Origin of the sequence: uncultured Azonexus sp. (assembly GCF_937982035.1) — a bacterium.
Taxonomy (GTDB): Bacteria; Pseudomonadota; Gammaproteobacteria; order Burkholderiales; family Rhodocyclaceae; genus Azonexus.
The window spans coordinates 323,159-349,004 of the sequence record NZ_CALJNI010000004.1 but is presented as its reverse complement, the minus strand read 5'-3'; the positions used below and the strand labels follow the sequence as shown (position 1 = coordinate 349,004).

Genomic DNA, 25,846 nt, shown 5'->3' with positions numbered 1-25,846 from the left:
ACGCGGTACTTTCCGCGTCATGAAGGAGATCAGTGATCCCGGCCGCAGTAAGTCGCCAGCAGACCGAGCAGTTCGTCTTCGTCGTAGGGTTTGCCGAGGTAGTGATTCGCCCCGATTTCCAGCGCGTAATTGCGGTGCTTGTCGGCCGTGCGCGAGGTGATCATGATCACCGGTATGTCGCGCAGTCGCTCGTCGGCACGCAGGTTGCGGACGAAGTCGAAGCCGTCCATGCGCGGCATCTCGATGTCCGAGAGAATCACGTCGGGCGGCGCGTCGAGCAGGTGCTCCAGCGCGTCGACACCGTCCTTGGCGAGGATGACCTGATAGCCTTCGCGCAACAGCAGGCGGCTGGTGATCTTGCGCACGGTCAGCGAATCATCGACCACCATGATGGTCGGCAGATGCTGCTGCACCGGCGCGGCTTGCGGCTCGACCGGCGCAATCTCGCCGACCACCGGCTGCACGCCACGGCTGGCCAGCGCCACCGGATTCAGGATCAGCACCACCTGGCCGTCACCAAGCACGGTTGCGCCGGCAATCCCGACCACGCGGGCAAGCTGGGCGCCGATGTTCTTGACCACCACTTCCTGGTTGCCACGCAATTCGTCGACCAGTACCGCGACGCGTTGCGAACCGGAACGCAGCAGCAGCACCCAGTACTGCCGGTGAGCTTCGGGCAGGGCGGCGATATCGCCGAGCAGGTGCGGCAGGAAATGGAAGGGATAGCGATTGCCTTGCCACTCGGCCTCGCCGGCATCGCGGATCGCGCCCAGGCCTTTTTCCTTCAATTCCAGCACCTGTTCGATCATCGTCGACGGCACGGCGTAGATCTGGCTGCCCGCGCGGACCAGCAGGGTCTGGGTGACGGCCAGGGTCAGCGGCAGGTAGAGGTTGAAAACCGTCCCCCGGCCCGGCTCGGAGATGATCTCGATCCGTCCGCCCAGCGCGGCGACCGCCGTCTTCACCACGTCCATGCCGACACCGCGGCCGGCGACCTGGGTCAGTTCGGTGGCGGTCGAGAAACCCGGCTGGAAGATAAAATCGAGCAGGGCGGCATCGCTGATTTCCTGCCCCGGCTGGAGCAGGCCGAGCGCTTCGGCGCGTTCGCGGATACGCGCCCGGTCCAGCCCCCGGCCATCGTCGGCCAGCGACAGGATGATTTCGTTGGCTTCCTGGGCCAGCTTGAGGGTGATTTCACCGGTTTCCGGCTTGTCCGCCGCCTGCCGCTGCTCGCGCGCTTCGATGCCGTGGGTCACGGCGTTGCGCAGCATGTGCTCGATCGGCCCCATCATCTTTTCGAGGACCGAGCGGTCGACTTCGACATGGCCGCCGACAATGTCGAAGTTGGCCCGCTTGCCGACTTCCTTGGCGGTCTGCCGAACGATGCGGTACAGGCGCTCCGCCTGGCTGACGAAAGGCAGCATGCGCACGCCCATCAGTTCCTGCTGCAAGCCGCGGTTCAGACGTGCCTGCGCCAGGATCGCCGCATTGGCATCGTCGAGGTTCTTCAACAGGTTCTGCTGGACGGTCGCCACGTCGTTGACCGACTCGGCCATGAAGCGCGTCAGTTCCTGGAAGCGGGTGAAGCGGTCGAGTTCGAGCGGGTCGAATTCGGCCTGGCCTTCATGCGCCTGGGCAACGCGCGCCTGGATCTGGGTTTCCGCCTGGATTTCGATTTCGCGCAACTGGCGGCGCAGACGAATGACGTTTTCCGTGAGATCGAGCAGCGAGCCCTTGAGGCTGCGCATTTCGCCTTCGATCCGCGCCCGGGCGATCGACAGTTCGCCAGCCTCGTTGACCAGGCGGTCGACCAGATCGGCGCGCACCCGCAGCATGGCCCGCTGGCCGCTGCCTTCGCCGTCGGTCTCGGGATCGCCTGCCAATACCGGCACGGTGTCGGCCGGTGGGGCGTCGCCGCCGGCCGGCGCTTCGTCGACGCCGTCCTCGACCGGGCCGCTACGCAGCCGCTCGGTGGCCAGGGCCAGGGCATCGCAACCGGCCTCGATCTCGTCGATCAGGGCAGCACTGGCAGTGCCGGCCTTGATCGCATCCTGAACCCGGGCTTCGAGCAGATGCGTCGCTTCGCCCAGGTTCATCGCCCCGGCCATCCGCGCATTGCCCTTGAAGGTGTGCAGCAGGCGGGCAATCGCCCGCGGCGGCGCTTCCTCGCCGGGGCCGATGCGCCAGGCGCGCAATTGCTCGGTCAGCTCACGCAGTTGATCCGCGGCTTCCTCGAGGAAGATCGGCAGTAGCTGCTCGTCCAGTTCGTCGGTCAGCTGGCGAACCGGCTCGACCGGCGCCGGCAATTCGTCTGCCACCGGCACCGGAATCTCGGCGGCATCCTGGCGCATGCCCGGTAACGGAATGATCTGCGCCCCGCCACCTGCTTCGTCAGGCGTGGCGACAGGCTCGACGATTGCCCCGGGATGATAGATGTCTTCCAGGGCCGCCAGCAGTTGCGGCTGTTCTTCCGGCGCCTGCTGCGCGGCCAGTCCGGCGAACATTTCTTCCAGCGTCAGGATGGCCTGACGTACGGTTTCCAGACCTTCGATACTGTCCGGCTGCGCCGAGGTGTCACGCCGCAACAGGGCATGTTCCAGCGCATAGGCCAGGTGATGCAGCGGCATCAGGCCAACGGTGGCGGCAATGCCGCCGAGCGTATGGGCGGCCCGCGTCATTTCGAAGGTCGTCGGCGCGACCGGCTCGGCTTCCAGCGCGGCGAAGCTGTCGACCAGGGTTTGCAGATGGCCGCGCGCTTCCTCGCGGAAGATGTCGTACAAGGTCTGCGCAGTGCCCTGAGCCGCCGTTTCCGCTTCGGTTTCGGCAAACAGCGCTTCGGGCTCTTCCAGTTCCAGCTCGAACCCGCCTTCGAGTTCGGGGAATGCCACATCGGCGACAGGCTCGTCGATGTCGACGACGGGCGTCGCCTCGACTGCCGGCGGCACCTCCTCCGGCAAGGGCGCAGCGACCGTTTCCGCCTCCTCGACCAGCGGCACGGCTGCCGGTGTCGACTCCGCCGGCTGCTCGGTGGTGCCTCGCAGGGCGGCGGCGAGCGCGACCAGGTGGGCGGCGTCCGGCAACTGGCCGGTACCGTTCTCAAGCAGGGCGACCCATTCGCTGAAAACCCTGTGCTCTTCGTCGATCAGCGCCAGCAACTCGGGCGTCACGGCCATGTCCTGGCGCAGCCAGAGATTCAGGGTCTGTTCGACGGCCCAGGCGGTTTCTCCGAGTTCGACCAGGCCGACCATCCGCCCGGACCCCTTCAGGGTATGGGTGCACCGGCGGATCGTCGTCAATGCCTCGCGGTCATGCACATCGGCCGTCAGCAGGGCCTTCTGGGTGGCCATTTCGGCCAGCACCTCGTGGCCTTCCTCGATGAAGATGGCCAGCAGTTCGGCGTCGATTTCCTCGTGGCTGGAACTGGCCAGCTGCAGGGTTTCCGCCGACGGTTGCGGCGCATCGACCTGGGAGACACGCAGGCCGGACAGGGCAACATCGACCTGCTCGCCCGACTCCAGGGCCGCCAGCACTGCCTTGGCGGATTCGCCCAGTTCGCGGTCGGCAACCAGATCGGCGTCTTTCTGGATGGCTTCGAGATTCTGTTTGAGTTCCTGCAGACGCTGCTCGTCCGGTGCTTCGCGCAGCGCGCTGGCAAGCGCCTTGGCCTCACGCGCCTGTTGCGCCAGCTCGGCTTCGACGGTCAGTGCCGCTTCGGCCGCCGCATCGGTATCGGCCACCAGTTCATCGCCGTGCAGGCGACGGATGAAGGCATCGTAACTGGTCTCACCGTGTTGCAGCGCGTCGATGAAGAAACCGAGCGCCGACAGTTCGTCGGCGACCTGCTGGAAATCGGCATCCTGCGGCTGGTAACCGGCCGCGGCAAAAGCCTCGATATGCGCGGTCGTGCGCTTCAGGCTGGCCACCGCGGAGAAATGCCCAAGCATGGCCAGCGCGCCGCCGACCTGCTTGAGCGGCGCATCCAGCGCCGCCATGTCAAAGCCCTTGGCGGGCGACCGGAAGAAGGCATCCAGGGTCTGTTCGATCTGCGCCAGGTTGCTCTGGATTTCCCGGCCAACCTGCGCAATCAGCAGCCTCTCCTGCGCCCGCCGGGTCATCTCGTCGAGCAGCGGAATGTCGCCGGCCGTGGCCGCACGCCCGGCAATGCAGGCATGAATGCGGTCAACCATCAGGTCGACCTGCTGGGCGAAGTCGGCACCGAGACGCAGGAAGTTTTCGTGGGCGTTCTGCAGCAGCAGGATGGCCGTCGCCACTTCCATCGCCACGCCGTCGTTGAACCGTTTGACGTCGTCCTGCAACCAACCGGCGATCGCCGCCAGCGCCTGACCGAGCCGCTTCAGGTCGGTATGGCCGATTTCTCCGGTGATCTGCGCTGCCGTCTGGGCCAGTTCGCCAAAGGAGGTCAGACTGCCGGGACTGCCCGAACAGTACTTGTTCCAGACCTCCTCGATGCTGACGAGTGCTTCGCGCAAGCGTCGCAGTGCCTGCTCCTGGGCATCGGGCAGGGTCTGCAGCGAAGCCACGGCCGGCAGATGCGCAGGCAGGTCGAAAATATGCTGCGCCTGGGCAACCAGCGAATCCGGTCCGGCCGGTGTCCGGGCAACGTAGTACAGCGCCTCGCGCATCACGCGTTCGGCCAGTTTGCCGGAGCCATCGAGCAGACGACGGATCTGCAGGTCGATGCGCGCACACAGTTGCCGGGCCAGCGGCTCGATCGAGATATCGGGATTATCCAGGGCCTCGAGGAAGGCCTGCGAGACCCACCAGAACGAACGCGCGCCGGGGGTCGGTTGAATCGCTTCGATCGCTGCCAGCGCTTCACTCATCGCCTGCCGGCCGCTGGCTTTCTGCTCGGGCTGGGTCAGCCACTTGAGCAAGCCCTTCTGGAAACGGGTGCGCTGCTTGCGCAGGACCTTGTGCATTTCCTCCGTCGTCAGCGCCGGCGGTGTCACGGTCGAACGCGGCGGGCGCAGGCTCAGGTCGGGATAGAACAGATCGCCCGGATGCACCGGCGGCAAGCCGCGGACTTCCGCCAGGCGGGAACAGAGCGGGAGCATGCGCAACGGCTGGTGCGGCTCGCCGGCCAGCAGGTCGTCGAGATACTGGCGCAGCCCGGCCAGCGCCTCATGGGCCACCGACTGTGCCGCTTCACCAGCCGGCAGGCGTTCTTCTTCCAACGCGAGCAACAGGGCTTCGAGCGACTCGGTCAACTCCGTAATGCCGTTCAGACCGACGATGTCGAGCGCCCCATGGACCTGGTGCACATGGGTGCGACAGAATTTCAACTGCGTCGCATCGGCATTCGCCACGAACAGGTCGAGCGCCTCCCCGGCGCGTTGCAGCGCCTGGTCGATCTCGCCCTTGACCCACGTCAGCGGGCCCAAATCGAATTCAGTTGCCGCGTTCATGCTCTCTCGCGTTGGTGGCTCAATCGACCTTGAAACCGGCGACCGAGCCCTTGAGTTCGGATGCCAGCGCGGACAGTTCGTCAACGGCCTCGGCGGTACGCTGCGTACCCGCCGTGGTCTGTTCGGTAACGCGCAGGATGTCCTGCATCAGCCGCGCCACCTGGGTGGCCGAATCGGCCTGGCTCTGGGTGGAGCTGGAAATGCGCTGAATCAGGCCGGCCAGATCGCGGGAAACCTGACCGATCTCGGACAGCGCCTGGCCGGCGGCGTCAGACAGCTTGGCGCCCTCGACCACACCCTGGGTCGATTGTTCCATGGCGGATACGGCGTCCTGGGTGTCGGTCTGAATGGTCTTGACGATGGCCGCGATCTGCTTGGTCGCCTCGCCGGAACGTTCGGCCAGCCGTTGCACTTCCTCGGCAACCACCGTGAAACCGCGCCCGGCATCGCCGGCCGATGCGGCCTGGATGGCGGCGTTCAGCGCGAGCACGTTGGTCTGTTCGGTAATGTCGGAAATCAGTTCGACGATTTCGCCGATCTCCTGCGAGCTTTCGCCGAGGCGCTTGATCCGCTTCGAGGTTTCCTGGATCTGGTTGCGGATTTCGTTCATGCCCTTGATCGAGTCCTGCACCGCCTGCGTCCCCTTTTCGGCGGCCTGCAGCGACTGGTTTGCCACCTGCGCCGACTGGGCGGCGTTGCTCGACACCTCGGTCATCGAGCGGGCCATGTCCAGCGCCGACTGACCGGCTTCCTGAATTTCGACCGACTGACGTTCGGCCGCGGTGAGCAGCTCGGCCGACGTCTGGCGGGCGATTTCAGTCGCCGCCGTCACGCGGTTCGCCGCATCGTTGATGCGGCCGACCAGCACGCGCAGTTCTTCAATCGTGTAGTTGATCGAGTCGGCGATGGCGCCGGTGATGTTCTCGCTGACGGTTGCGGTCACGGTCAGATCGCCGTCGGCGAGGTCGCCGAGTTCGTTCATCAGCCGCAGAATGGCGTCCTGATTTTCACGGTTGACCTGTTCCGAGCTCAGGCGCTGCTTTTCAACTTCCTGGGTACGCCGTTCGGCATCGTCGCGATAGACCTTCACCAGCTTGGCCAGCGCCGCCAACGCCACCAGTACCAGAACCAGCACCGAGACGATGAAGCCGCCGCGGCCGCTGAGTGTTTCCTGATAGCCGCGCGCCAGTTCGTCGGTCGCCTTGAGCAGATCCTCGCTGTCGCGGAAGATGCGCGAACCGGCCTGCTTGGACAGGACCAGCGGCTGCATGTTGCCGAGAATGCCGGAAATGGCGGCCTCGTAATCCTTGAAAGCGGTTTCCAACGCTTCGACCTTGGCCCGGATATCGGCATCGGCAGCCCCACGCCCCAGCCCCTGCATCAACTCACGGAAGTTGTTGGTGTCCTTGCCGAGCAGGAAAGCCACCTCGGGGTTGATTTCGGCGCCGACCAGCAGCGCCGAAGCGTTCTTGGCGATCCGTTGCGTCAGCATCACCAGCTGGTTGGCGGCGGCGATGTCGCGGGCACCGGCCCCGGACTGCAGCTTGAGCGCGGCAACCTGCTCGGTCAGCTCGAGCATGATGGCATTCTTGTCGTCGATGGTCGCCACGTTGCGACCGAGCTCGATCAGGTTCTTTTCCTGACCGATCACCGTCGCCGCATCCTTTTCGGACTGTGCCCAGCGTTCGCTCAGCGCATCCAGCTGCGCCTGCACGGCCAGCGGCGAAGCGCCGACGCTGACGTTGCCGAGTTCGCCACCGCGCGTGACCTTTTCCATCAGGTCGGCGAAGGTTGCGCGCGACTCCTTGAGTTGGGCAAAAGCCACCGGGTCACCCTGCAGGGCCAGCGACGAGGCTTTGGCCAGGCGCTGCGAGAGCATGCGCATTTCACCGGCGGCAGCGACGTAGGCGGTCGCCTGGGCCGAATCTCGGTTATCGCGGGCGACCAGCACGGCGATGACGAGCAGGACGGCAAAGAAAACGCCGGCCAGTATCTTCATCTGCTGGTTGGCCGACTTGCCGGCCAGGAAACCCGGACCGGGAGCCTTCTTGACCGGCGGTGCCGGCACTTCGTCACCGGTGACGGTCAGCGGCGACACGTCCTTCTTCGATGCCCCGAATTTCGGGAGTTTGAAGCTCAAAGCCATTTCTACCCTCCACTTGGGCTCCTTCAATGGAGCCCGCGCTTAAATTCCAATATTCATGAACCCACGATCGGCGAGCAGTTCACGAACCGCCAGCTTGCGCCAGACCTTGCCGTCGTTGTCGGTAAAGCGCTGCCGGCCCCAGACCGGATACGCCTCGTCGACCGCCATCGGTTCGAAGTTTTCCGGTTTCTTCAGGCCGAGCATCCGCGACACCAGCAGGGCAGCATTCGATCCGTGGCGGACGCCGATCAGCAGCAAGCGGGTGTTGGCGTTGCGCGGCGTCGGTGCCGCGCCGAGAAAGGCCGCGAAATCGGTCACCGCATAGAGGTTGCCGCGCACGTTGGCGATCCCGGAGAACCAGGGATGCACCAGCGGCACGCTGGCCAACTGGGGAGCCTGCACGATCTCGCCGCCATCCGAGAGATCGATCAGCCAGCCTTCGCCGGCGACATCGAGCCCCAGCCAGGAAGCGCCCCGGTGGCCCTGCGCCGCCTCACTGAGCCGGCCGGCCAGGTAAGCCTGAAAATCGCGCAGACTGCTCTTGCGGGCCATGTCGGTCAGGGCAAGGCAGCGATACGTTGCAGCAATTCCTGGGGATTGAGCGGCTTGACCAGATAATCGACCGCCCCCTGACGCAGCCCCCAGATCTTGTCGGTTTCCTGCCCCTTGGAGGTACAGACGATGACCGGGATATGCTTGGTTTCCTCGTCGCGGGTCAGCGTCCGGGTCGCCTGATAGCCATTGAGCCCGGGCATGACGACGTCCATCAGGATCAGGTCGGGCTTGGTGGCCTTGGCCTTGGCAATGCCTTCCTCGCCGTTCTCGGCGGTGGACACGAGGTAGCCGGCCTTGCTGAGCAGATCGACGGCAAAAAAGCGTTCGGTTGGCGAATCGTCGATGACGAGAATATTCTTGACGGGCATGCGTGCTCCCTGAACTACGACTGTATGGTTTGTGTTTCCGCCGGCAGTGCAAAGGTCGCGACCGTCTGCAGCAGGCTGTCCTTGGTGAAGGGCTTGGTCAGGTACTGGTCGGACCCGACCATGCGACCGCGCGCGCGGTCGAACAGGCCGTCCTTGGACGACAGCATGATCACCGGCGTGGTCTTGAAGCGGGGGTTTTTCTTGATCAGTGCGCAGGTCTGATAACCGTCGAGGCGGGGCATCATGATGTCGCAGAACACTACGGCCGGCTGGTGGTCGGCGATCTTGGCCAGGGCATCGAAGCCATCCTCGGCGAGCACGACCTGGCAGCCGGCCTGGACGAGAAATATCTCGGCGCTCCGGCGTATCGTGTTGCTGTCGTCGATGACCATGACGCGAACGCCGCGCAGTCTCGATAAATCAGTCAATTCCCTGCCCCCTGAGTGTTTCTTGGCGCACTTGGCATATAGGTGTCATCTTACTACGGAAGTCGGGAAGTGCCGCAATGCCTGTACATTGTTTCGGGCTCTCGGACAAAACTCGGAGAGAACGGGATTCGGATAGAATCAGGGCATTCAACCAGAAAGTACCGCACCGTCCAACGGTGCCTTTCCCGATGCAGAAACCGCGCACCACCCCTGCCACGCCGCCGCAGGTTCTTGTCTTTGCCGCCAGCGACCCGACCTGTGGCGCCGGCATCCAGGCCGACATCCTGACCCTGGCCAGCCTGGGCTGCCACCCGCTGACCGCCCTGACCGCCGTCACCGTGCAGGACACCACCGGCGTCAGCAGCCTGCAGCCGCTCAGCGCCGAATTGCTCGAACAGCAGGCGCGCACGGTGCTGGAAGACATGCCGGTCGCCGCCTTCAAGATCGGCCTGCTCGGCAGCGTCGAAAACGTCCTGGCCGTTGCCGAGATCGTTTCCGATTACCCAGACATCCCGCTGATCTTCGATCCCGTGCTGGCCTCCGGCCGCGGCGACGAACTGTCCGGCGAGGAGATCATCGCCGCGATGCGCGAGATGCTGTTGCCGCAGACCACCATCATCACGCCCAATGCGCCGGAAGCCCGACGTCTGGCCGAAAGCGACGAGGACGAGAACGAGCCGACGCTCGACGTCTGCGCCGCCCGCCTGATCGAGATGGGCGCCCAGTACGTGCTGATCACCGGCACCCACGAAAACACGCCGCTGGTGGTCAACACCCTCTACAACGACCAGGGCGTGCTCCGCCACGACCGCTGGGAGCGCCTGCCGGGCAGCTACCACGGTTCGGGGTGCACGCTGGCCTCGGCGATTGCCGGCTGCATCGCCGGCGGTGCCAGCATCGAGGAAGCCGTGCGCGATGCCCAGGATTACACCTGGCAGGCCCTGGACAAGGGGTTCCGCGCCGGCATGGGCCAGTTCATTCCCGACCGCATGTTCTGGGCCCGCGAGGACGGCGAAGAGCAAGAGAAGGACAAAGGCGATGCGCCGGCCTGAGCTGCACGGCCTCTACGCGGTGACGCCGGACACCGATGACGGCGCCACACTGCTGCGCCAGGTCGAGGCTGCGCTGGCCGGTGGTTGCCGCATCGTCCAGTTGCGCGACAAGCGCAGCCGCATGCACGAACGCGTTGCCCGCGCCCACGCGCTGCGTGATGTCACCCGGCGCCACGGCGCCCTGCTGCTGATCAACGACGATCTGGCGCTGTGCCAGCTGGTCGATGCCGACGGGGTGCACCTCGGCCGTGACGACGGCGACCTGCGCATCGCCCGCGCCATCCTCGGCCCCGGGCGCATCCTCGGCGCCTCCTGTTATGCCGACCTCGACGCAGCCCGCGCCGCGATTGCGGCGGGTGCCGACTACGTCGCCTTCGGCGCGGCCTTTGCATCGCCGACCAAACCCGACGCCGCGCACGCCCCGCTGGCGCTTTACGCTCGTGCCAAAACCGAACTCGACGCGCCCGTCTGCGCCATCGGCGGCATCACCGTTGACAACGCGGCACCGCTGATCGATGCCGGCGTCGACCTGCTGGCCGTCATCACCGATCTTTTCTCGGCGCCGGACATCGAAGCCCGCGCCGACCAGTATCAACGACTTTTTGCGAAAGCCCGACCATGACCTCACGTAACGAAGAACTCTTTGCCCGCGCCCAGAAACACATCCCCGGCGGCGTCAATTCGCCGGTGCGCGCCTTCCGCTCGGTCGGCGGCACGCCGCTGTTCTTCAAGAAGGGCGTCGGCAGCCAGGTCCAGGATGCCGACGGCAAGTGGTACACCGACTACGTCGGCTCCTGGGGCCCGATGATTCTCGGCCACGCCCACCCGCAAGTCATTGCCGCGGTCCAGGAAGCCGTCGTTGACGGCCTTTCCTTCGGCGCACCGACCGAACGCGAGGTCGAAATCGCCGACCTGCTGTGCGAGATGGTGCCGTCGCTCGACATGGTCCGCCTGGTGTCTTCGGGCACCGAGGCAACGATGAGCGCGATCCGTCTGGCGCGCGGCTTCACCGGCCGCGACATCCTGGTCAAGTTCGAGGGCTGCTACCACGGTCACGCCGACCACCTGCTGGTCAAGGCCGGCTCGGGCCTGCTCACCTTCGGCAATCCGTCGTCGGGCGGCGTCCCTGCCGGCACCGCCGAAACGACCATGGTCCTGACCTACAACGATCCGCAGGGCCTGGCCGAAGCCTTCAAGGCGCACGGCGACAAGATCGCCGCCGTGATCGTCGAGCCGGTGGTCGGCAACATGAACCTGATCGCACCGACGCCGGAATTCCTCAAGGCCATGCGCGACCTGACCGCGCAATACGGCGCCGTGCTCATTTTCGACGAAGTGATGACTGGCTTCCGCGTCGGCCTGAAAAGCGCGCAGGGCCTGTTCGGCATCACCCCCGACCTGTCCACCTTCGGCAAGGTGGTCGGCGGCGGCATGCCGATGGGCGCCTTCGGCGGCCGCCGCGAGATCATGGAAAAGATCGCCCCACTCGGCCCGGTCTACCAAGCGGGCACCTTGTCCGGCAACCCGATCGCCACCGCCGCCGGCCTGGCCACGCTGAAGCTGATCCAGGCGCCGGGCTTCTACGAAACGCTGACGGCGAAAACCAAGGCGCTGTGCGATGGCCTGGTTGCCGCCGCCAACAAGCACGGTGTCGCCTTTGCCGCTCAGAACGTCGGCGGCATGTTCGGCCTCTATTTCGCCGAGCGCTGCCCGGGCACCTACGACGAAGTGCTGGCCTGCGACAAGGAAGCCTTCAACCGCTTCTTCCACGCGATGATCGCCGCCGGCCACTATTTCGCCCCGTCGGCCTTCGAAGCCGGCTTCGTCTCGGCCGCGCACAGCGATGCCGACATCGCCGGCACCATCGCCGCCGCCGATGCCTGGTTCGGACAAGCAAAATGAGCACCGCGTCTGCCTGGATCGTCCTCTTTTTCGCCGGCCTGTGCGAAATCGGCTGGGCGGTCGGACTGAAATACACCGAAGGATTTTCGCGCCTGTGGCCGAGCGTGGCGACAGTCATCGCCATGATCGTCAGCGTCGTCCTGCTCGGCTGGTCGCTGAAAACCCTGCCGCTGGGCACTGCCTACGCGGTGTGGACCGGCATCGGCGCGGTCGGCACGGCCATCTGCGGCATGGTCCTGTTCGGTGAATCGCGCGAGGCGCTGCGCCTGGCCAGCATCGCCCTGATCGTTGCCGGCATCGTCGGGCTCAAGCTGCTGACGCCCGACAGCCACTGATCACATCAGGAACAGCGTCGCCAGGCCGAGGAAGATGAAGAAGCCGCCGGAATCGGTGAGCGCGGTGATCATCACCGAGCCGCCGATGGCCGGATCCGCGCCGAACTTCTGCCGCATCAGCGGAATGCCGACCCCGGCCAGCGCGGCAAGCAGCAGGTTGAGCGTCATCGCCGCGGTCATCACCAGCCCGAGCTGGTAGCTGCCGTACAGCCACCAGGCGGCGACGCCGAGCAAACCGCCCCAGATCAGGCCGTTGATGCTGGCCACGCCGAGTTCCTTGCGCAGCAGGCGGCGCATGGCGTCCGGCTGGACCTGCCCCATGGCAATCGCGCGCACGATCATGGTGATCGTCTGATTGCCGGAATTGCCGCCGATGCCGGCGACAATCGGCATCAGCGCAGCCAGGGCCACCAGTTTCTCGATCGACCCCTCGAAAGCGCCGATCACGCGCGAGGCAATGAAGGCGGTGACCAGATTGACCGCCAGCCAGGCCCAGCGGTTCTTCACCGAGTCCCAGACCGAGGCGAAGATGTCTTCTTCCTCGCGCAGACCGGCGTGCGCCAGTTGCTCCTGTTCGGCTTCCTCGCGGATGAAGTCGACCACGTCGTTAACGGTGACACGGCCAAGCAGCCTGCCTTCCGGATCAACCACCGGCGCCGACACCAGGTCATAGCGCTCGAAGGCCTTGGCCGCGTCCTCGGCATCGTCGTCCGGCTCGAACTCGACGAAATCCGATTTCATCAGTGCGCCGACTTCGCTTTCCGGGTCGCTGACCAGCAGCACATTGACCGGTAGCACGCCTTTCAGGTGTTCCTCGCGGTCGATCACGAACAACTGGTCGGTGTGATCGGGCAATTCCTCGAAACGGCGCAGGTAACGCAGCACGACTTCCAGCGTCACATCCTCGCGCACGGTGACCATGTCGAAGTCCATGATCGAACCGACCGAGTCTTCCGCGTAGGACATCGCCGCCCGCAGGTGCTCGCGCTCCTCGGCCGGCAGGCTGCGGAAGACGTCATCGATAACGCCTTGCGGCAGGTCCGGAGCCAGGTCCGCGAGTTCGTCGGCGTCGAGGGTTTCGGCGGCGGCAACGAGTTCGTTGCGGGCCATCGTCTCGATCAGGCTTTCGCGCACCGCATCCGAGACTTCGAGCAGGATATCGCCATCGTGCTCGGCCTTGACCAGATCCCAGACGATCAAGCGTTCGTCGGGCGGCAGGGCTTCGAGGATGTAGGCAATGTCGGCGGGGTGCATCGGCTCCAGCTTGTGCTGGAGTTCGTGCAGGTGCTGCTTGTGCACCAGGTCTTCGACCAGATCGTGGCGCGGACCTTCCTGACGATGAACCAGATCCTCGACCAGTTTGTGCCGGGCGAGCAGGGTCTGCACCTCGGCCAGGCGCTCCTGCAGGTCGTCACTATCGGTCAGTTGGTTGTCTTCGCTCATGGTGCAGTGCCGCAAAAGATGCACCATTTTAGCACCGCCAGGCAGGCTGCCACTTGGCGAATTACTGCGGATTTCCCCTAGGGAAGCACCGCCGACGGCATGCGCGCCAGGATGATCGCCGTTTTACGCCCGAGGCCCGGCGCATTGCGGTTGCGGTCGTAAAAGCGCGGATTGGGCACCATCCCGGCCAGCCGGGCGGCCTGGGCCGGCCCCAGCTGAGCGGCGCTGACGCCGTAATAGTGACGGGCCGCCGCCTCGGCACCGAAAACCCCGTTACCCCATTCGATCACGTTGAGATAAACCTCGAAAATCCGCTGCTTGCTCCACAGGTTTTCCAGCATCAGGGTGATCACGGCCTCGTTGGCCTTACGGAAATACGATTTGCTCGGCGACAGGAAGAGGTTTTTCGCCAGTTGCTGGCTGATGGTCGAGCCGCCGGCGACGAAACGCCCCTTCTTCTGGTTCTTTTCAATGGCTTTCTGGATACCTTCCCAATCGAAGCCTTCATGATCGACGAACTTGGCGTCTTCGGCAGCGATGATCGCCCGCTTCAGATGCACGGAAATCTTCTCGTACGGCACCCACTGCTGACGCAACTGGGCCTGCGGGTTCTTCTGCCGCAACTCGGCCAGGCGAATTTCCATGAAGCGGGTCATGCCGGGATTGAAACTCCCCCAGAACATCACCCACAGGAACAGCCAGAGCAGCCAGGCGAAAGCCAGCGCCAGCAGGGCCAGCAGCCCCCACTTCAGCCAGCGGCCGACGGCTTTCATCCGACCAGCGCCGCCCGCAGTTCGGCCAGCACGGGTGCCGTCGCCGGGCGCACGCCGCGCCAGACAAAAAAGGCTTCGGCCGCCTGCCCCACCAGCATGCCCAGGCCGTCGGCACAGCGCCCAGCCCCTTGCATCCTGGCCTGGGCGAGAAAAGGCGTTTCCCCCTTGCCGTACATCATGTCGTAAGCCAGCGAGGCTGGAGCGAACAAGCCGGCCGGCAGGGGCAGGGTGGCGCCGCTCAGGCTGGCCGAGGTGGCGTTAATGACCAGATCAAAGGAATTTCCCGCCAGATCAGCGAAACTCGACGCCCGGACCGGACCCAGATCGGCAAAAACATCGGCCAGCAATTGCGCCTTGTCGCTACTGCGATTGGCAATCACCAGCGTCGCCGGGCGGGTCGCCAGCAGCGGTTCGACGACGCCGCGTGCGGCACCGCCGGCGCCAAGCAACAGGATGCGCCGACCGGCCGGCGAGAAGCAGAGGTTGTCGACGATATCGGCAACTAGGCCGGCACCGTCGGTATTGTCGCCGCAGCATTGCCCATCGACGAAACTCAGCGTATTGACCGCGCCGGCCCGCTTGGCCCGCGGCGTCAACGCCGCGCACATGCGGAAGGCCTCTTCCTTGAACGGCACCGTCACATTGGCACCTCGACCACCGGCCGCGACGAAGGCTCGCACCGCCTCGGCAAAACCATCGACCGGCGCCAACCGTGCCTCGTAAATCACCGACTCACCGGTCTCCCGGGCGAAGGCAGCGTGAATGAACGGAGACTTGGAATGGGCAATCGGGTTGCCGAAAACGCAGTAAAGGTCGGTCATGGTTCAGCGGCTGCTTGAGTCGAGCGTATCGCCCGGGACGAAATTCCATTCCCGGGCAAAGGACAGGATGGTCGCCCCGCCCATCGCCTCGCGCGGGATCGGGCCGAACGGCGCGGCCATCCGGAGAATGCGCATGGCCGCCTGGTCGAGAACCTTGTGCCCCGACGAGCGGGAAATTTCGGCGTTGAACAGGCTGCCGTCCTCGACCCGCAATTCAACGAAGATGACGACGCGCCCGTAAAGCTTGCCGCGCGCCTCATCCGGATAATTCAGGGTGCCGATGCGCTCGACCTTCTGTTTCCAGGCGTCGAAATACGGCGCCAGCGTGTATTCCTGGGCACGCGCGCCGACAAACTTCTTCTGTGGCCGCTTGTTGTACTCGTCGGCCATCTTGGCAATCTCGCCCTCAAGCCGGGCCATCGCCCGCGCTGCATCGGCAAGATCGCGCCCGCTCAGCGGCGAAGGTACGGGCTGGTCGCTGCGCGTCTCGGCAGTCGCCACCTTGGCCAGGCTGGCGGCCTGGGTCAGCATCTTCTGTTGCGCGGCCTCAAGCTCCTGCACCCGCTTGCGCATCTGCTGCAGATCGCTGCCGTCGACTTGCTGGCGGGTCGGCGGTAGCGGCGTCCTGGCCCGGCGATCGGCGTCGGTGTTGCCGCCGCCGTCGAGGTTGGCTTGCGCCAGCGCCTGGGCGTCGCTCGGCGGCCGTTGCGACCGGGCATTGACCAGGATGATGTCGAGCGCCTTCTCGCGCGCCACTTGCGAGGCTTCAGGAAAAGCGAAATGCAGACTGAGCAGCAGCGCGTGAACCAGCAGCGAGACCCCGATGGCCAACCACAGGCGCCGGTCGTTGCCCGGCACACGATAGGGTCTCAGGTGCACTTTCCCGCTCACTGCGACACGTCCTCCTCAGCCTCCACCGGATCGGCCGCATCAAGCAGGTTCAGGAAACGCATGTCGACTTCCGGACCGAGCAGGTCGATGTGCTCGACCGACAGGCGCAGACGCTGCCCCGGCAGCAGATCGGGCGGCGCCGACGGCACCCGCACCAGCAACGGCAGATGATCAAGCTTGCACAGTTGCTCGCGGCGCACGGTCGCTTCGATCTCGGCGACCTGATGCTGCTGCAGCCAGCGCAGGCACCAGTAACGCTCCATCAGACGCTGGAATTCGGCGTAGGCGGCGTAGGTCAGTTCGAAATCGCGCATCGCCCCAAACAGCTCGGCCGACTTCTGCGGAAAAGGCGGCGGATTGCCGCGCAGGCAGGCGATCAACTGCCACTGGTTGACCAGGTCGCAGTAGCGGCGCAGCGGCGAGGTCATCCAGGCGTATTGCGGCACGCCCAGGCCTTCGTGCGGCAGCGGCGAGGTGGTCATGCGCACCTTGCCCTGGGTCTGGGCGCGGTACAGGCAGGCAATGTTCTTCTCGGCGAGCAGGCCACCCCAGGTCGAATTGGCGACGATCATCAGCTCGGCGACCAGCTTGTCGAGCGGACTGCCGCGCTTGCGCTCGGAAATCTCGACCGAACAGCTTTCCGGGTCGGCAAGATCGCCGACGATGGCGAAGTTGTAGTCGTTGATGCCCTGCGTTGCCGACGGCTTGCCGCGGCGGCCTTCGCAGGCGTTGGCGAAGTGCCACAGGTGCAGCAGTTCGCGGGCAAAGGGCTTGTCCGGCAGGGCACCGCCGACCGTCTCGGCGTTGAACCAGGGTTCGACGTCATGGTGACGCAGGTTGTCGGCGATATGCACCAGTTCGACGCAGGATTCGTGGGAAAGCACCTCGAACACGTCGTTGACCGTCAGATACAGCGACACCGCCGGACAATCGACGCCACCGGCCAGCGTGTAATTCTGGACCACGGCATCGGGCAGCATGGTGATCTTGTTGCCGGGCATGTACACCGTTGACAGTCGGGCGCGGGCAACGCCGTCGAGCGGCGAACCGTGTTCGATGGCCAACCCCGGCGCGGCGATGTGGATGCCGATGCGGGTGCCGATGCCGGGCAGCCAGGTCACCGACAGCGCGTCGTCGATCTCGGTGGTGTTGGCGTCGTCGATCGAGAAGGCGCGCACGCCGGCCTTCGGCAGATCGGACGGCAGGCCGGGCGCCTCAAGCGCCGGGAAGCCGGTGCCCCTGGGGAACTGCTCGTGCAGGAAGCGCTTGTAGTGCAGGTGGTAGGCCGACTTGATCGCACCGCACTTGAACAGCAGTTGCGCGGCGGACAAGCCGGTTTTGGCGCAGGCGCTCTCGAAGGCCTTGGTTTCCGGCTTGTTGCGATCCGGCGCGTAGAGCAGGGCATCGGTCAAGGCGCCGATTTCCGGCGGCAGGCGGAATTCCTTCAGCTCGGCGAGCCAGCCTTCCATCGCCAGCGCTTGCTGACGCTTTTTTTCAAGATTGGCCAGAGCAGCTGCGAGAATGTCGGCAGGCGCCTTGCGGAAGCGGCCCTTGCCTTTGCGGTGGAAGTAGACGGGCGCTGCGTGCAGGGCAAGCAGCACCGCCGTCGCTTCGAGCGGCGCGGGGTCGTGTCCGTAGTAATCACGGGCAAAATCCAGAAACGAAAATTCGCCATCGCTGACGCACTCCCACAGGAAATCGGCCTCGATCTCCCCGGCCAGCGGCGTCGCCTGCTCAAGCAGGTGGGCGGCGGAGGGAGTCGCGAAACGCAACAACACGGTGGCGGCCTTGATCTTGCTGCGCTTGCCGGTCGGCAATTCGACCTGCAACGAGCTGTCGTTGTCGGCCATGATGGTGCCGGCCTTGAAGCCGCCGTCTTCTTCAAACAATACATTCATCGGCGGATTATAGCCCGGCAAATTCAATGAGTTGCGGCAACATCTCGGGAAAGCGCGTGAAGCTGTGGTCGCCGCCCTCGAAGACGCTCTGCCGGCAGCCGAACCAGAAAGCCTGGGCATCGTGGTAGTCGAGCACTTCGTCGCCGGTTTCCAGCCACAGCCAGTAGCGCGACGGCGTCGGCGGCAATACCTGGGCCGACAATTGGGCAGCGTGTTCGGCGGTGAAACCGAAACGCTCGCCGCTGTGGTAATTGACGTGTTCGCCGACGAACTTGCCGACATCGATGCGGGCAACGGCAGCCGGGTTGATCAGTAGCGCCTTCAGTCCATATGTTTCAGCCAGAAAACTGACGTAATGACCGCCCAACGACGAGCCGACCAGGGTCACCGGCTCGTTGGCCGCTTCGATCCATTGCCCCATGTCGGCCATTGCCTGCGCCGGCACCGGCGACAGTTGCGGGCAATGGAACTTCTCGGCCAGGCCGCGCTCGGCCATCGCCGCCCCGAGCAGGCGCGCCTTCCACGAAGCCGGCGAGGAACAGAAGCCGTGCAGGTAGAGGATCAAGCCGTCCACTCCACCCAGCCCATCTGCGCCGTCAGCAGCACGATCACGCCGAAGACGATGCGGTACCAGGCGAATACGGTGAAGTCGTGGTTGGAAATGTAGCGGACCAGCGCCTTGACGCTGAGCATGGCGGCGACAAAGGAGGCAACGAAACCGACGGCGAACACCGGCAGGTCTTCCAGGCGCAGGATGTCCCAGTTTTTGTACACGTCGTAGATGGTCGCCGCGAACATGGTCGGAATGGCCAGGAAGAAAGAGAACTCGGTTGCCGTCTTGCGCGACAGGCCGAAAATCAGCCCGCCCATGATCGTCGCCCCCGACCGCGATGTCCCGGGGAACATCGCCACCGCCTGGGCGAAACCGACCTTGAGCGCATCCGGCCAGCGCATTTCGTCGACGCTGTTGATGCGCGGCTGGTAGACCTTGCGTTCGATGTACAGGATCAGGAAGCCGCCGACAATCAGCGCCCCGGCCACGGTCAGCGGATTGAACAGGTAGGTCTTGATGGTGCTGTGGAACATCAGCCCGAGCACCGCCGCCGGCAGAAAACCGACCACCAGCAGACCGACGAAACGCTGCTGCACCGGATCGGAACGCAAGCCGCCGGCAACCTTGACGATCCGCTCGCGATACAGCCAGCACACCGCCAGGATGGCGGCCAACTGGATGACGATCTTGAATACCTTGCTCTGCTCGTCGGTGTAGTCGAGCAGGCTGCCGACGATGATCAGGTGGCCGGTCGACGAGATCGGCAGGAATTCGGTCAGCCCCTCGACGATACCGAGGATCAGGGCTTTGAGAAGGAGAATCGGGTCCATGCGGGGCGTTCCATGACAAGAGCGCGCATTTTACCCTCATGGACGTGTCATGGCTTCGAGATCGGCCAGCCAGCGCAAGGCCTCGTCCCGACTTTCTCCACACATTTCCGCCGAGGGCTGCAGACCGGAACAGCAGCCCGGGCGCTCGGGCTGGCCAAACAAACGGCAACGCAGCTCGGCGTCGAGATGCCGGCAAGGCACACCGGCCGGCTTGGCCAGGGAACTGATCGACGGCGCGATGCAGCAGGCACCACAACCCGGCCGGCACGCCAGACTCACTTGCTGTCGGCCGGTGATTGCTGGCGGATCATGTGTTCGGCCAGCGTCGCATAGAGCGGTTTGGAAACCATGCGCGATACCGCCGACGCGATCAGCGCCGTCGCCATCAGGCCAATCACCAGCGAATAGCCGTCGACCATTTCCATGACGATGATGAAGGCGGTGATCGGCGCCTGCGTTGCCGCTGCCAGGAAGCCGACCATGCACAGGACGACGATGGTGGTTGGGAAGGCCTGGCCGGCCAGCAAGGGCACCAGATCCTGGCCGATGCCGGCGCCGATCGACAGCGACGGGGCAAAAATGCCGCCGGGCAGACCGGTCAGGTAGGAAACCACAGTCGCGACGAACTTGGCCGGACCGTAGTACCAGGGCAGATCGGCCTGGCCGCTCAACAGCGACTTGGTCTCGGCAAAACCGCTGCCCCAGATCACGCCGCCGGTAACCCAGCCCAGAGACGCCAGCAAGAGGCCGCAGAAGACCACGAACCAATAGGGATGCGCGCCGCGAAAACGCGCCAGTCGGCCGTGCCAGCCAATCACCGAGATGAGCAGCATGCGCGCGAACAGGCCGCCGGCAAAACCGGTGACGACGGCGCAGACGAGGATGGTGTACATCAGTTCCGAACTCTCGCCGAAGACCACGACCCGGCCAAAATAGTTGTCGTTGCCGAGGAAATACTGGGCAATCACCCCGGCCAGCACGATGGCGGTAATGACCACGCCGCTCATCCGCGACTCGACGCTGCGCGACAATTCCTCGATGGCGAAGACGATCCCGGCCAGCGGCGCGTTGAACGCCGCTGCGATCCCCGCCGCACCGCCGGCGACCAGCAGGTGCTGGCGATGAATGCGCAGCGTCGCCGGCATGAAACGCCCGGCCGCCGCCATCAGGCTGGCACCGACCTGCACGGTCGGCCCCTCGCGACCGAAGGAAAAGCCGGCACCGACCGCCGCCACCCCCAGCATGATCTTGCCGAAAGCGATGCGCAGCGAAACCAGCGGTCGCCACGGACCGGAGGGCGGTCGCTTCATCTCGGCAATCACTTGCGGAATGCCACTACCCTGCGCCCCGGGGAAGTACGTCCGGGTCAGCCAAAGCAACCCGGCGCCGGCCAGCGGCGTGACGATGAAGGGCATCCACGGGTAAAGCGCTGCCGCATGGGCAAACCGCTCGGCCGCACCATCGCTCAACAGGGCGAAGAGCACCGCCGCCAGGCCAACGACGATCCCGCACCCCCAAAACACCACGCGCCCGCCCCAGATGCGCAGACGCGCGAGCAGGTGATACTGGTTGGCGCGGACATAGACCTGCGCCTGCCGCAAACGACTTTCCAGTCGCTGGCGGACAGTCACCATCCAGCCCGGGTCAGGCAGCACGCGAGTCAGCCCGGTTTACAGCTTGCGATAGATCTCGGCACCGGTCTTGACGAACTCGACGGCCTTGGTTTCCATCCCCTTCTGCAAGGCATCTTCCTCGTTCAGGCCTTGTTGTGCAGCGAAATCGCGCACATCCTGCGTGATCTTCATCGAACAGAAGTGCGGACCGCACATCGAGCAAAAGTGCGCGACCTTGGCCGATTCCTTGGGCAGGGTCTCGTCGTGGAAGGACTTGGCCTTGTCCGGGTCGAGGCCGAGGTTGAACTGATCGTCCCAGCGGAACTCGTAGCGCGCCTTGCTCAAGGCGTTGTCGCGGATCTGCGCGCCGGGGTGGCCCTTGGCCAGGTCGGCGGCGTGGGCGGCGAGCTTGTAGGTGATGATGCCTTCCTTGACGTCGTCCTTGTCCGGGAGACCCAGGTGTTCCTTCGGCGTCACGTAGCAGAGCATCGCCGTGCCGTACCAGCCGATCATCGCGGCGCCGATGCCGCTGGTGATGTGGTCGTAGCCCGGCGCGATGTCGGTGGTCAACGGGCCCAAGGTGTAGAACGGGGCTTCCTTGCAGTATTCGAGCTGCAGGTCCATGTTCTCTTTAATGAGATGCATGGGTACGTGGCCCGGGCCTTCGATGATGGTCTGCACGTCGTGCTTCCAGGCGATCTCGGTGAGTTCGCCCAGCGTCTTCAGTTCGCCGAGCTGCGCTTCGTCGTTGGCATCGTAGATCGAGCCGGGACGCAGGCCGTCGCCGAGGCTGAAGGCCACGTCGTAAGCCTTCATGATTTCGCAGATTTCCTCGAAATGCGTGTAGAGGAAGCTTTCCTTGTGATGCGCCAGGCACCACTTGGCCATGATCGAACCGCCGCGGCTGACGATGCCGGTCATGCGGTTGGCGGTCATCGGGATGTAGCGCAGCAGCACGCCGGCGTGAATGGTGAAGTAGTCGACGCCCTGCTCGGCCTGTTCGATCAGCGTGTCGCGGAAGATTTCCCAGGTCAGGTCCTCGGCCTTGCCGTTGACCTTCTCCAGCGCCTGGTAGATCGGCACGGTGCCAATGGGAACCGGGCTGTTGCGGATGATCCACTCGCGCGTTTCGTGGATGTTCTTGCCGGTGGACAGGTCCATCACCGTGTCGCCGCCCCAGCGGATCGACCAGGTCATCTTCTCGACTTCTTCCTGAATGGACGAGCCGAGCGCCGAGTTGCCGATATTGGCGTTGATCTTGGTCAGGAAGTTGCGGCCGATGATCATCGGCTCACTTTCCGGGTGATTGATGTTGTTCGGGATGATGGCGCGGCCGCGGGCGACTTCGGAACGCACGAATTCCGGGGTGATTTCTTCCGGGATGCTGGCGCCGAAATTCTGGCCCGGATGCTGGCGGGTCAGCAGCTTGGCCATCTTCTCGCCCATCGGGCCGGTCGCTTTCAGCGATTCGATGTAGGCGGCGCGATTGAGGTTTTCGCGAATCGCCACGTATTCCATTTCCGGCGTGATGATGCCCTTACGGGCGTAGTGCATCTGCGACACATTGGCACCGGCCTTGGCGCGGCGCGGCTTACGGTGCAGGCCGGGGAAGCGCAGTTCATCAAGCGCCTTGTCGGCAGCGCGCTGACGGCCGAATTCGGACGACAGGTCGGGCAGTTCCTCGGTATCGCCGCGCTCGGCGATCCACTGCGCACGCATGGCCGGCAGGCCGGAGCGGATGTCGATCTGCACCGCCGGGTCGGAGTAGGGACCGGAACAGTCATAAACGTAGATCGGTGGATTCTTCTCGCCGCCGAAGCCGGTCGGCGTGTCGGCTTGCGAGATTTCACGCATCGGCACCCGGATGTCCGGCCGCGAGCCTTCGACGTAGATCTTGCGGGAATTGGGCAGCGGCTGGATGGCGGCCTCGTCGACGTGGGCGTTGGCGGCGAGGAAGGTGTCTTTGGCGTTCATGAGTGCTCCATGCGGGGATTCAGCAGGGTAAGACGAGCAAGGAGCGATCTGGTTCCAACAGCAGAGTTCGTTTCCCTACGACGGCATGACCCGGTCAGGTTCGAAGGGTATGTCTCAGCCGGACCGGCATGATGCAGCGCGATCGGCACCCCTAACGACTGGGCTGCAAGTTACTGGAAACACAGGCAAAATGCAAGAAATGTGCGGCGCGCCTCAAGATTTCCAGAATTTGGTCGAAATAACTCCGACAAGTGCCCGTATTTCAAGAAAAACAGAAGGAAAAAGCATGCGCCTGATGACCATTGCCATCGCCCTGGCCACCCTGCCCTGGGTCGCTTCGGCTGCACCGAGCTGGCAGAACATTTCTGCCGAATCCGGTCGCCGCATCGAACTCGACCGCAGCACGCTGAAGCGTAACGGCAACGTCGTCGAGGCGCAGAGCCGGGTCACGCTCGATCGCGAACTGATCGACAACCGCACCGGCACGCCCTACAAGATCATCGAGGCGATCACCCGCTACGACTGTTCGACCCGCAGCGCCCGGACCATCAAGCGCATCTATCGCCAGACCGACAAGGACACCATCCGCGAGGAAGACATTGCCGGCGCCGAACTGCCGGTACGCAGCGGCACCCTGGACGACCGGGTGTTGCGCGAAGTCTGCCGCCCGCCAAAGGACAGTGCCGCCGAACTCGCCAACAAGGCCAACGACGCCGCCACCCAGTTGCAGCAAGCCAACGAGGCCCTGCTCAAGAAGGAACTGGCCAAGACCGAAAAACCGCCTGCGGTGAAAACGGCCGAAACCCCCGGTGGCGCCCCCGTACCGTCGATCCGCCCCAATCTCAGGGCAGCCATGGAAGGCAAACCCGCTGCCGAGCAACAGCCGCCTGCGCCTGTCGAAACTCCGGCCCCGTCGGCGAGCAAGCCCCCCCCGACGATCAACGTACCCAGCGGGACCACACAGGTGGTCCGCAACAATGCACCGTCGCCGCGACCGACCCCGAAGCCGGCCGCCAAATCTCCGGCGCCCCCCCAGAGTGGCTACATGCTTGAACTGGTCCGTGCCGAGCAGGCGATCCGGCCACCGGTAAAGTGGAGCTACGAGGGGGCCGGCGGCCCGGACAACTGGGCCCGCATCGACCCGCGCAATGCGCTGTGCGCAAGCGGGCAACGGCAATCTCCGATCGACATCCGCGATGGCATCAAGGTCGATCTCGAGCCGATCCGCTTCGATTACCGCGCCTCGACCTTCCGCATCGTGGACGATGGCCATTCGGTCAGCGTGAACGTCGGCGACAGCAGTTTCTCGCTGACCGGCAAGACCTACGACCTCGAGCAGATCGTCTTCCGGCGCCCGGGGGAAACACGGGTCAACGGGCAACGCTACGAGATGTCGGCGCAGTTGATGCACCGCGCCACGGACGGCAGCCTGGCCGTCGTCGAGATACTCTTCGAGCGCGGTGCCGAGCACCCGCAGATCCAGACGCTGTGGAACCACCTGCCGCTGGAAAAGCAGGCACCGGTCCAGCCGCCCAAGGCCGTGCTCGAACCTGCCCGCCTGCTACCGGAATCGGGGCATTACTACACTTTCATGGGCTCCCTGAGCACGCCGCCCTGCACCGAAGGCGTCCTGTGGATCGTCATGAAGCAGCCGATACAGGTTTCCGACGACCAGGTCCGCATCTTCAGCCGCCTGTACCGGAACAACGCACGGCCGGTCCAGCCCACCGGCGACCGCCTGATCAAGGAAAGTCGCTGACACGGCAGGCGCAGCGCGCATCCGCGGCTCGGGTATAATCGGCTTTTGTCCGAACCAAAATATTAGCTCATGCTAATATGACGCCTGCGGAGATTTTCATGAACATCGAACAAGCGCGCTTCAACATGATCGAACAACAGATTCGGCCCTGGGAGGTACTCGACCCCCAGGTGCTCGATCTGCTTTTCGTCGTCAAGCGCGAGGATTTCGTACCTGCCGCCTATCGCAACCTGGCATTTGCCGACCTGGAAATTCCGCTGGCTGACGGCCAGGTCATGCTGGCCCCGCGCGTGGAAGCCCGCCTGCTGCAGGAACTGGCTGTGCGCAAGGGCGACAAGGTGCTGGAAATCGGCACCGGCAGCGGCTACATGGCCGCACTCCTGGCTGCGCGTGCCGAGCATGTGGTCAGCCTGGAAATCCGCCCGGAAATTGCCGCCACCGCCCGCGAAAACCTCCAGCGTGCCGGTATCGACAACGTCAACGTCGAATGCGCCGACGGCATCGCCGGCTGGCCGCAGCGCGCCCCCTTCGACGTAATCGTGTTTTCCGGTTCGGTGGCGCAGATTCCGCCCGCCGTGCTCAAGCAGTTGCGCGTCGGCGGCCGACTGGCCGCAGTCGTCGGCGAGGCGCCGGTCATGGAAGCGCAACTGATCACCTGCGTCGCCGAAGGCGTGTTCAACACGATCAACCTGTTCGAAACCGTGGTTCCGGCACTCGATGGTGGTCAGCCCAAACAGGAATTCAGCCTCTGATGCAGCAGATACGGGCAAAGCAACTGGCGGAATGGCTGGCCGACGACAAGCGGCCGCCGCCCCTGTTGCTCGATGTCCGTGAGCCGTGGGAAGTCGCGCTCTGCCGGATCGATGGCAGCGAGCACATGCCGATGCACCTGGTCCCGGTCCGCTGCGAGGAACTCGACCCTGATCGCGACATCGTCGTCATCTGCCATCATGGTGGGCGCAGCATGCAGGTCGCGATGTTTCTCGAACGCAAAGGCTGTACATCGCTCTTCAATCTGCTTGGCGGTGTTGAAGCCTGGGCCTGCGAAGTCGATACCAGCATGAGCCGCTATTGAGGAC

At 64.7% G+C, this 25,846-nt stretch carries 22 protein-coding genes and 1 riboswitch; of the genes, 7 read left to right on the top strand and 15 right to left on the bottom strand.

Going from position 1 to position 25,846, the window contains the following annotated elements:
• Nucleotides 1–29: 29 nt before the first annotated feature.
• The 5 genes from Q0799_RS04415 to Q0799_RS04395 are packed head-to-tail and all read right to left on the bottom strand — an operon-like array spanning nt 30 to nt 8,887.
• Nucleotides 30–5,426, bottom strand: coding sequence for an Hpt domain-containing protein (locus Q0799_RS04415; RefSeq protein WP_298394726.1), 5,397 nt, complete (start codon nt 5,424–5,426; stop codon nt 30–32).
• Nucleotides 5,427–5,445: 19 nt separating this feature from the next.
• On the bottom strand, nt 5,446–7,572 hold the full coding sequence (locus Q0799_RS04410; RefSeq protein WP_298394724.1) for a methyl-accepting chemotaxis protein: 2,127 nt from the start codon (nt 7,570–7,572) through the stop codon (nt 5,446–5,448).
• A gap of 39 nt (nt 7,573–7,611) precedes the next feature.
• Nucleotides 7,612–8,124 (bottom strand): chemotaxis protein CheW, encoded by a 513-nt coding sequence (locus tag Q0799_RS04405; RefSeq protein WP_298394721.1) that lies wholly within the window; start codon nt 8,122–8,124, stop codon nt 7,612–7,614.
• A gap of 5 nt (nt 8,125–8,129) precedes the next feature.
• On the bottom strand, nt 8,130–8,495 hold the full coding sequence (locus tag Q0799_RS04400; RefSeq protein WP_028993647.1) for a response regulator: 366 nt from the start codon (nt 8,493–8,495) through the stop codon (nt 8,130–8,132).
• Nucleotides 8,496–8,509: 14 nt separating this feature from the next.
• The gene (locus tag Q0799_RS04395; RefSeq protein WP_298395017.1) at nt 8,510–8,887 is read right to left on the bottom strand and encodes a response regulator; all 378 of its coding nucleotides are present in this window, start codon (nt 8,885–8,887) and stop codon (nt 8,510–8,512) included.
• A 224-nt stretch (nt 8,888–9,111) separates the two neighbouring features.
• On the opposite strand from Q0799_RS04395, the gene Q0799_RS04390 reads away from it, so the two are divergent.
• The 4 genes from Q0799_RS04390 to sugE are packed head-to-tail and all read left to right on the top strand — an operon-like array spanning nt 9,112 to nt 12,212.
• Nucleotides 9,112–9,975, top strand: coding sequence for a hydroxymethylpyrimidine/phosphomethylpyrimidine kinase (locus Q0799_RS04390; RefSeq protein ID WP_298394719.1), 864 nt, complete (start codon nt 9,112–9,114; stop codon nt 9,973–9,975).
• Nucleotides 9,962–10,597, top strand: coding sequence for a thiamine phosphate synthase (gene thiE, locus Q0799_RS04385; protein WP_298394717.1), 636 nt, complete (start codon nt 9,962–9,964; stop codon nt 10,595–10,597). Before Q0799_RS04390 ends, thiE begins: the two co-directional genes overlap by 14 nt.
• Nucleotides 10,594–11,877: a glutamate-1-semialdehyde 2,1-aminomutase gene (hemL, locus tag Q0799_RS04380; protein ID WP_298394714.1), complete on the top strand. Its 1,284-nt coding sequence runs from the start codon at nt 10,594–10,596 to the stop codon at nt 11,875–11,877. The genes thiE and hemL overlap by 4 nt, the downstream gene beginning before the upstream one ends.
• Nucleotides 11,874–12,212, top strand: coding sequence for a quaternary ammonium compound efflux SMR transporter SugE (gene sugE / locus Q0799_RS04375; protein WP_298394711.1), 339 nt, complete (start codon nt 11,874–11,876; stop codon nt 12,210–12,212). The genes hemL and sugE overlap by 4 nt, the downstream gene beginning before the upstream one ends.
• On the opposite strand, the gene mgtE is transcribed toward sugE, so the two are convergent.
• The 10 genes from mgtE to thiC form a co-directional block, all read right to left on the bottom strand.
• The gene (gene mgtE / locus Q0799_RS04370; protein WP_298394708.1) at nt 12,213–13,655 is read right to left on the bottom strand and encodes a magnesium transporter; all 1,443 of its coding nucleotides are present in this window, start codon (nt 13,653–13,655) and stop codon (nt 12,213–12,215) included.
• 77 nt (nt 13,656–13,732) lie between these two features.
• Complete coding sequence (gene mtgA / locus Q0799_RS04365) at nt 13,733–14,428, bottom strand: monofunctional biosynthetic peptidoglycan transglycosylase (protein WP_028993653.1); 696 nt, start codon at nt 14,426–14,428, stop codon at nt 13,733–13,735.
• Nucleotides 14,425–15,249 carry a shikimate dehydrogenase gene (aroE, locus tag Q0799_RS04360; RefSeq protein ID WP_298394705.1) on the bottom strand — a complete coding sequence of 275 codons (825 nt, stop codon included), beginning with the start codon at nt 15,247–15,249 and terminating at the stop codon, nt 14,425–14,427. Before aroE ends, mtgA begins: the two co-directional genes overlap by 4 nt.
• A gap of 3 nt (nt 15,250–15,252) precedes the next feature.
• Nucleotides 15,253–16,128 (bottom strand): TonB family protein, encoded by an 876-nt coding sequence (locus Q0799_RS04355; protein WP_298394703.1) that lies wholly within the window; start codon nt 16,126–16,128, stop codon nt 15,253–15,255.
• Between the two features lie 8 nt (nt 16,129–16,136).
• Nucleotides 16,137–18,038 carry an RNB domain-containing ribonuclease gene (locus Q0799_RS04350; RefSeq protein WP_298394701.1) on the bottom strand — a complete coding sequence of 634 codons (1,902 nt, stop codon included), beginning with the start codon at nt 18,036–18,038 and terminating at the stop codon, nt 16,137–16,139.
• Between the two features lie 7 nt (nt 18,039–18,045).
• Nucleotides 18,046–18,612 (bottom strand): YqiA/YcfP family alpha/beta fold hydrolase, encoded by a 567-nt coding sequence (locus Q0799_RS04345; RefSeq protein ID WP_366940765.1) that lies wholly within the window; start codon nt 18,610–18,612, stop codon nt 18,046–18,048.
• Nucleotides 18,600–19,421: an undecaprenyl-diphosphate phosphatase gene (locus tag Q0799_RS04340; RefSeq protein ID WP_298394699.1), complete on the bottom strand. Its 822-nt coding sequence runs from the start codon at nt 19,419–19,421 to the stop codon at nt 18,600–18,602. The genes Q0799_RS04345 and Q0799_RS04340 overlap by 13 nt, the downstream gene beginning before the upstream one ends.
• 36 nt (nt 19,422–19,457) lie before the next feature.
• Complete coding sequence (locus tag Q0799_RS04335; RefSeq protein WP_298395011.1) at nt 19,458–19,694, bottom strand: YkgJ family cysteine cluster protein; 237 nt, start codon at nt 19,692–19,694, stop codon at nt 19,458–19,460.
• A gap of 2 nt (nt 19,695–19,696) precedes the next feature.
• Entirely contained in the window at nt 19,697–21,076 is a 1,380-nt protein-coding gene (locus Q0799_RS04330; RefSeq protein WP_298394696.1) for a chloride channel protein, read from the bottom strand.
• A 15-nt stretch (nt 21,077–21,091) separates the two neighbouring features.
• The gene (thiC, locus tag Q0799_RS04325; protein WP_298394694.1) at nt 21,092–23,008 is read right to left on the bottom strand and encodes a phosphomethylpyrimidine synthase ThiC; all 1,917 of its coding nucleotides are present in this window, start codon (nt 23,006–23,008) and stop codon (nt 21,092–21,094) included.
• Between the two features lie 55 nt (nt 23,009–23,063).
• A riboswitch (TPP riboswitch) is annotated at nt 23,064–23,171 on the bottom strand.
• A 123-nt stretch (nt 23,172–23,294) separates the two neighbouring features.
• Between thiC and Q0799_RS04320 the strand changes: the two genes are divergently transcribed.
• From Q0799_RS04320 to Q0799_RS04310, 3 genes are all read left to right on the top strand, one after another.
• Entirely contained in the window at nt 23,295–24,767 is a 1,473-nt protein-coding gene (locus Q0799_RS04320; protein WP_298394691.1) for a carbonic anhydrase, read from the top strand.
• A gap of 98 nt (nt 24,768–24,865) precedes the next feature.
• A complete protein-coding gene (locus tag Q0799_RS04315; protein ID WP_298394688.1) occupies nt 24,866–25,519 on the top strand; it encodes a protein-L-isoaspartate O-methyltransferase in 654 nt (217 codons plus the stop codon).
• Nucleotides 25,519–25,842, top strand: a complete 324-nt coding sequence (locus tag Q0799_RS04310; protein WP_298394685.1) for a rhodanese-like domain-containing protein — start codon at nt 25,519–25,521, stop codon at nt 25,840–25,842. The genes Q0799_RS04315 and Q0799_RS04310 overlap by 1 nt, the downstream gene beginning before the upstream one ends.
• Nucleotides 25,843–25,846: the final 4 nt, after the last annotated feature.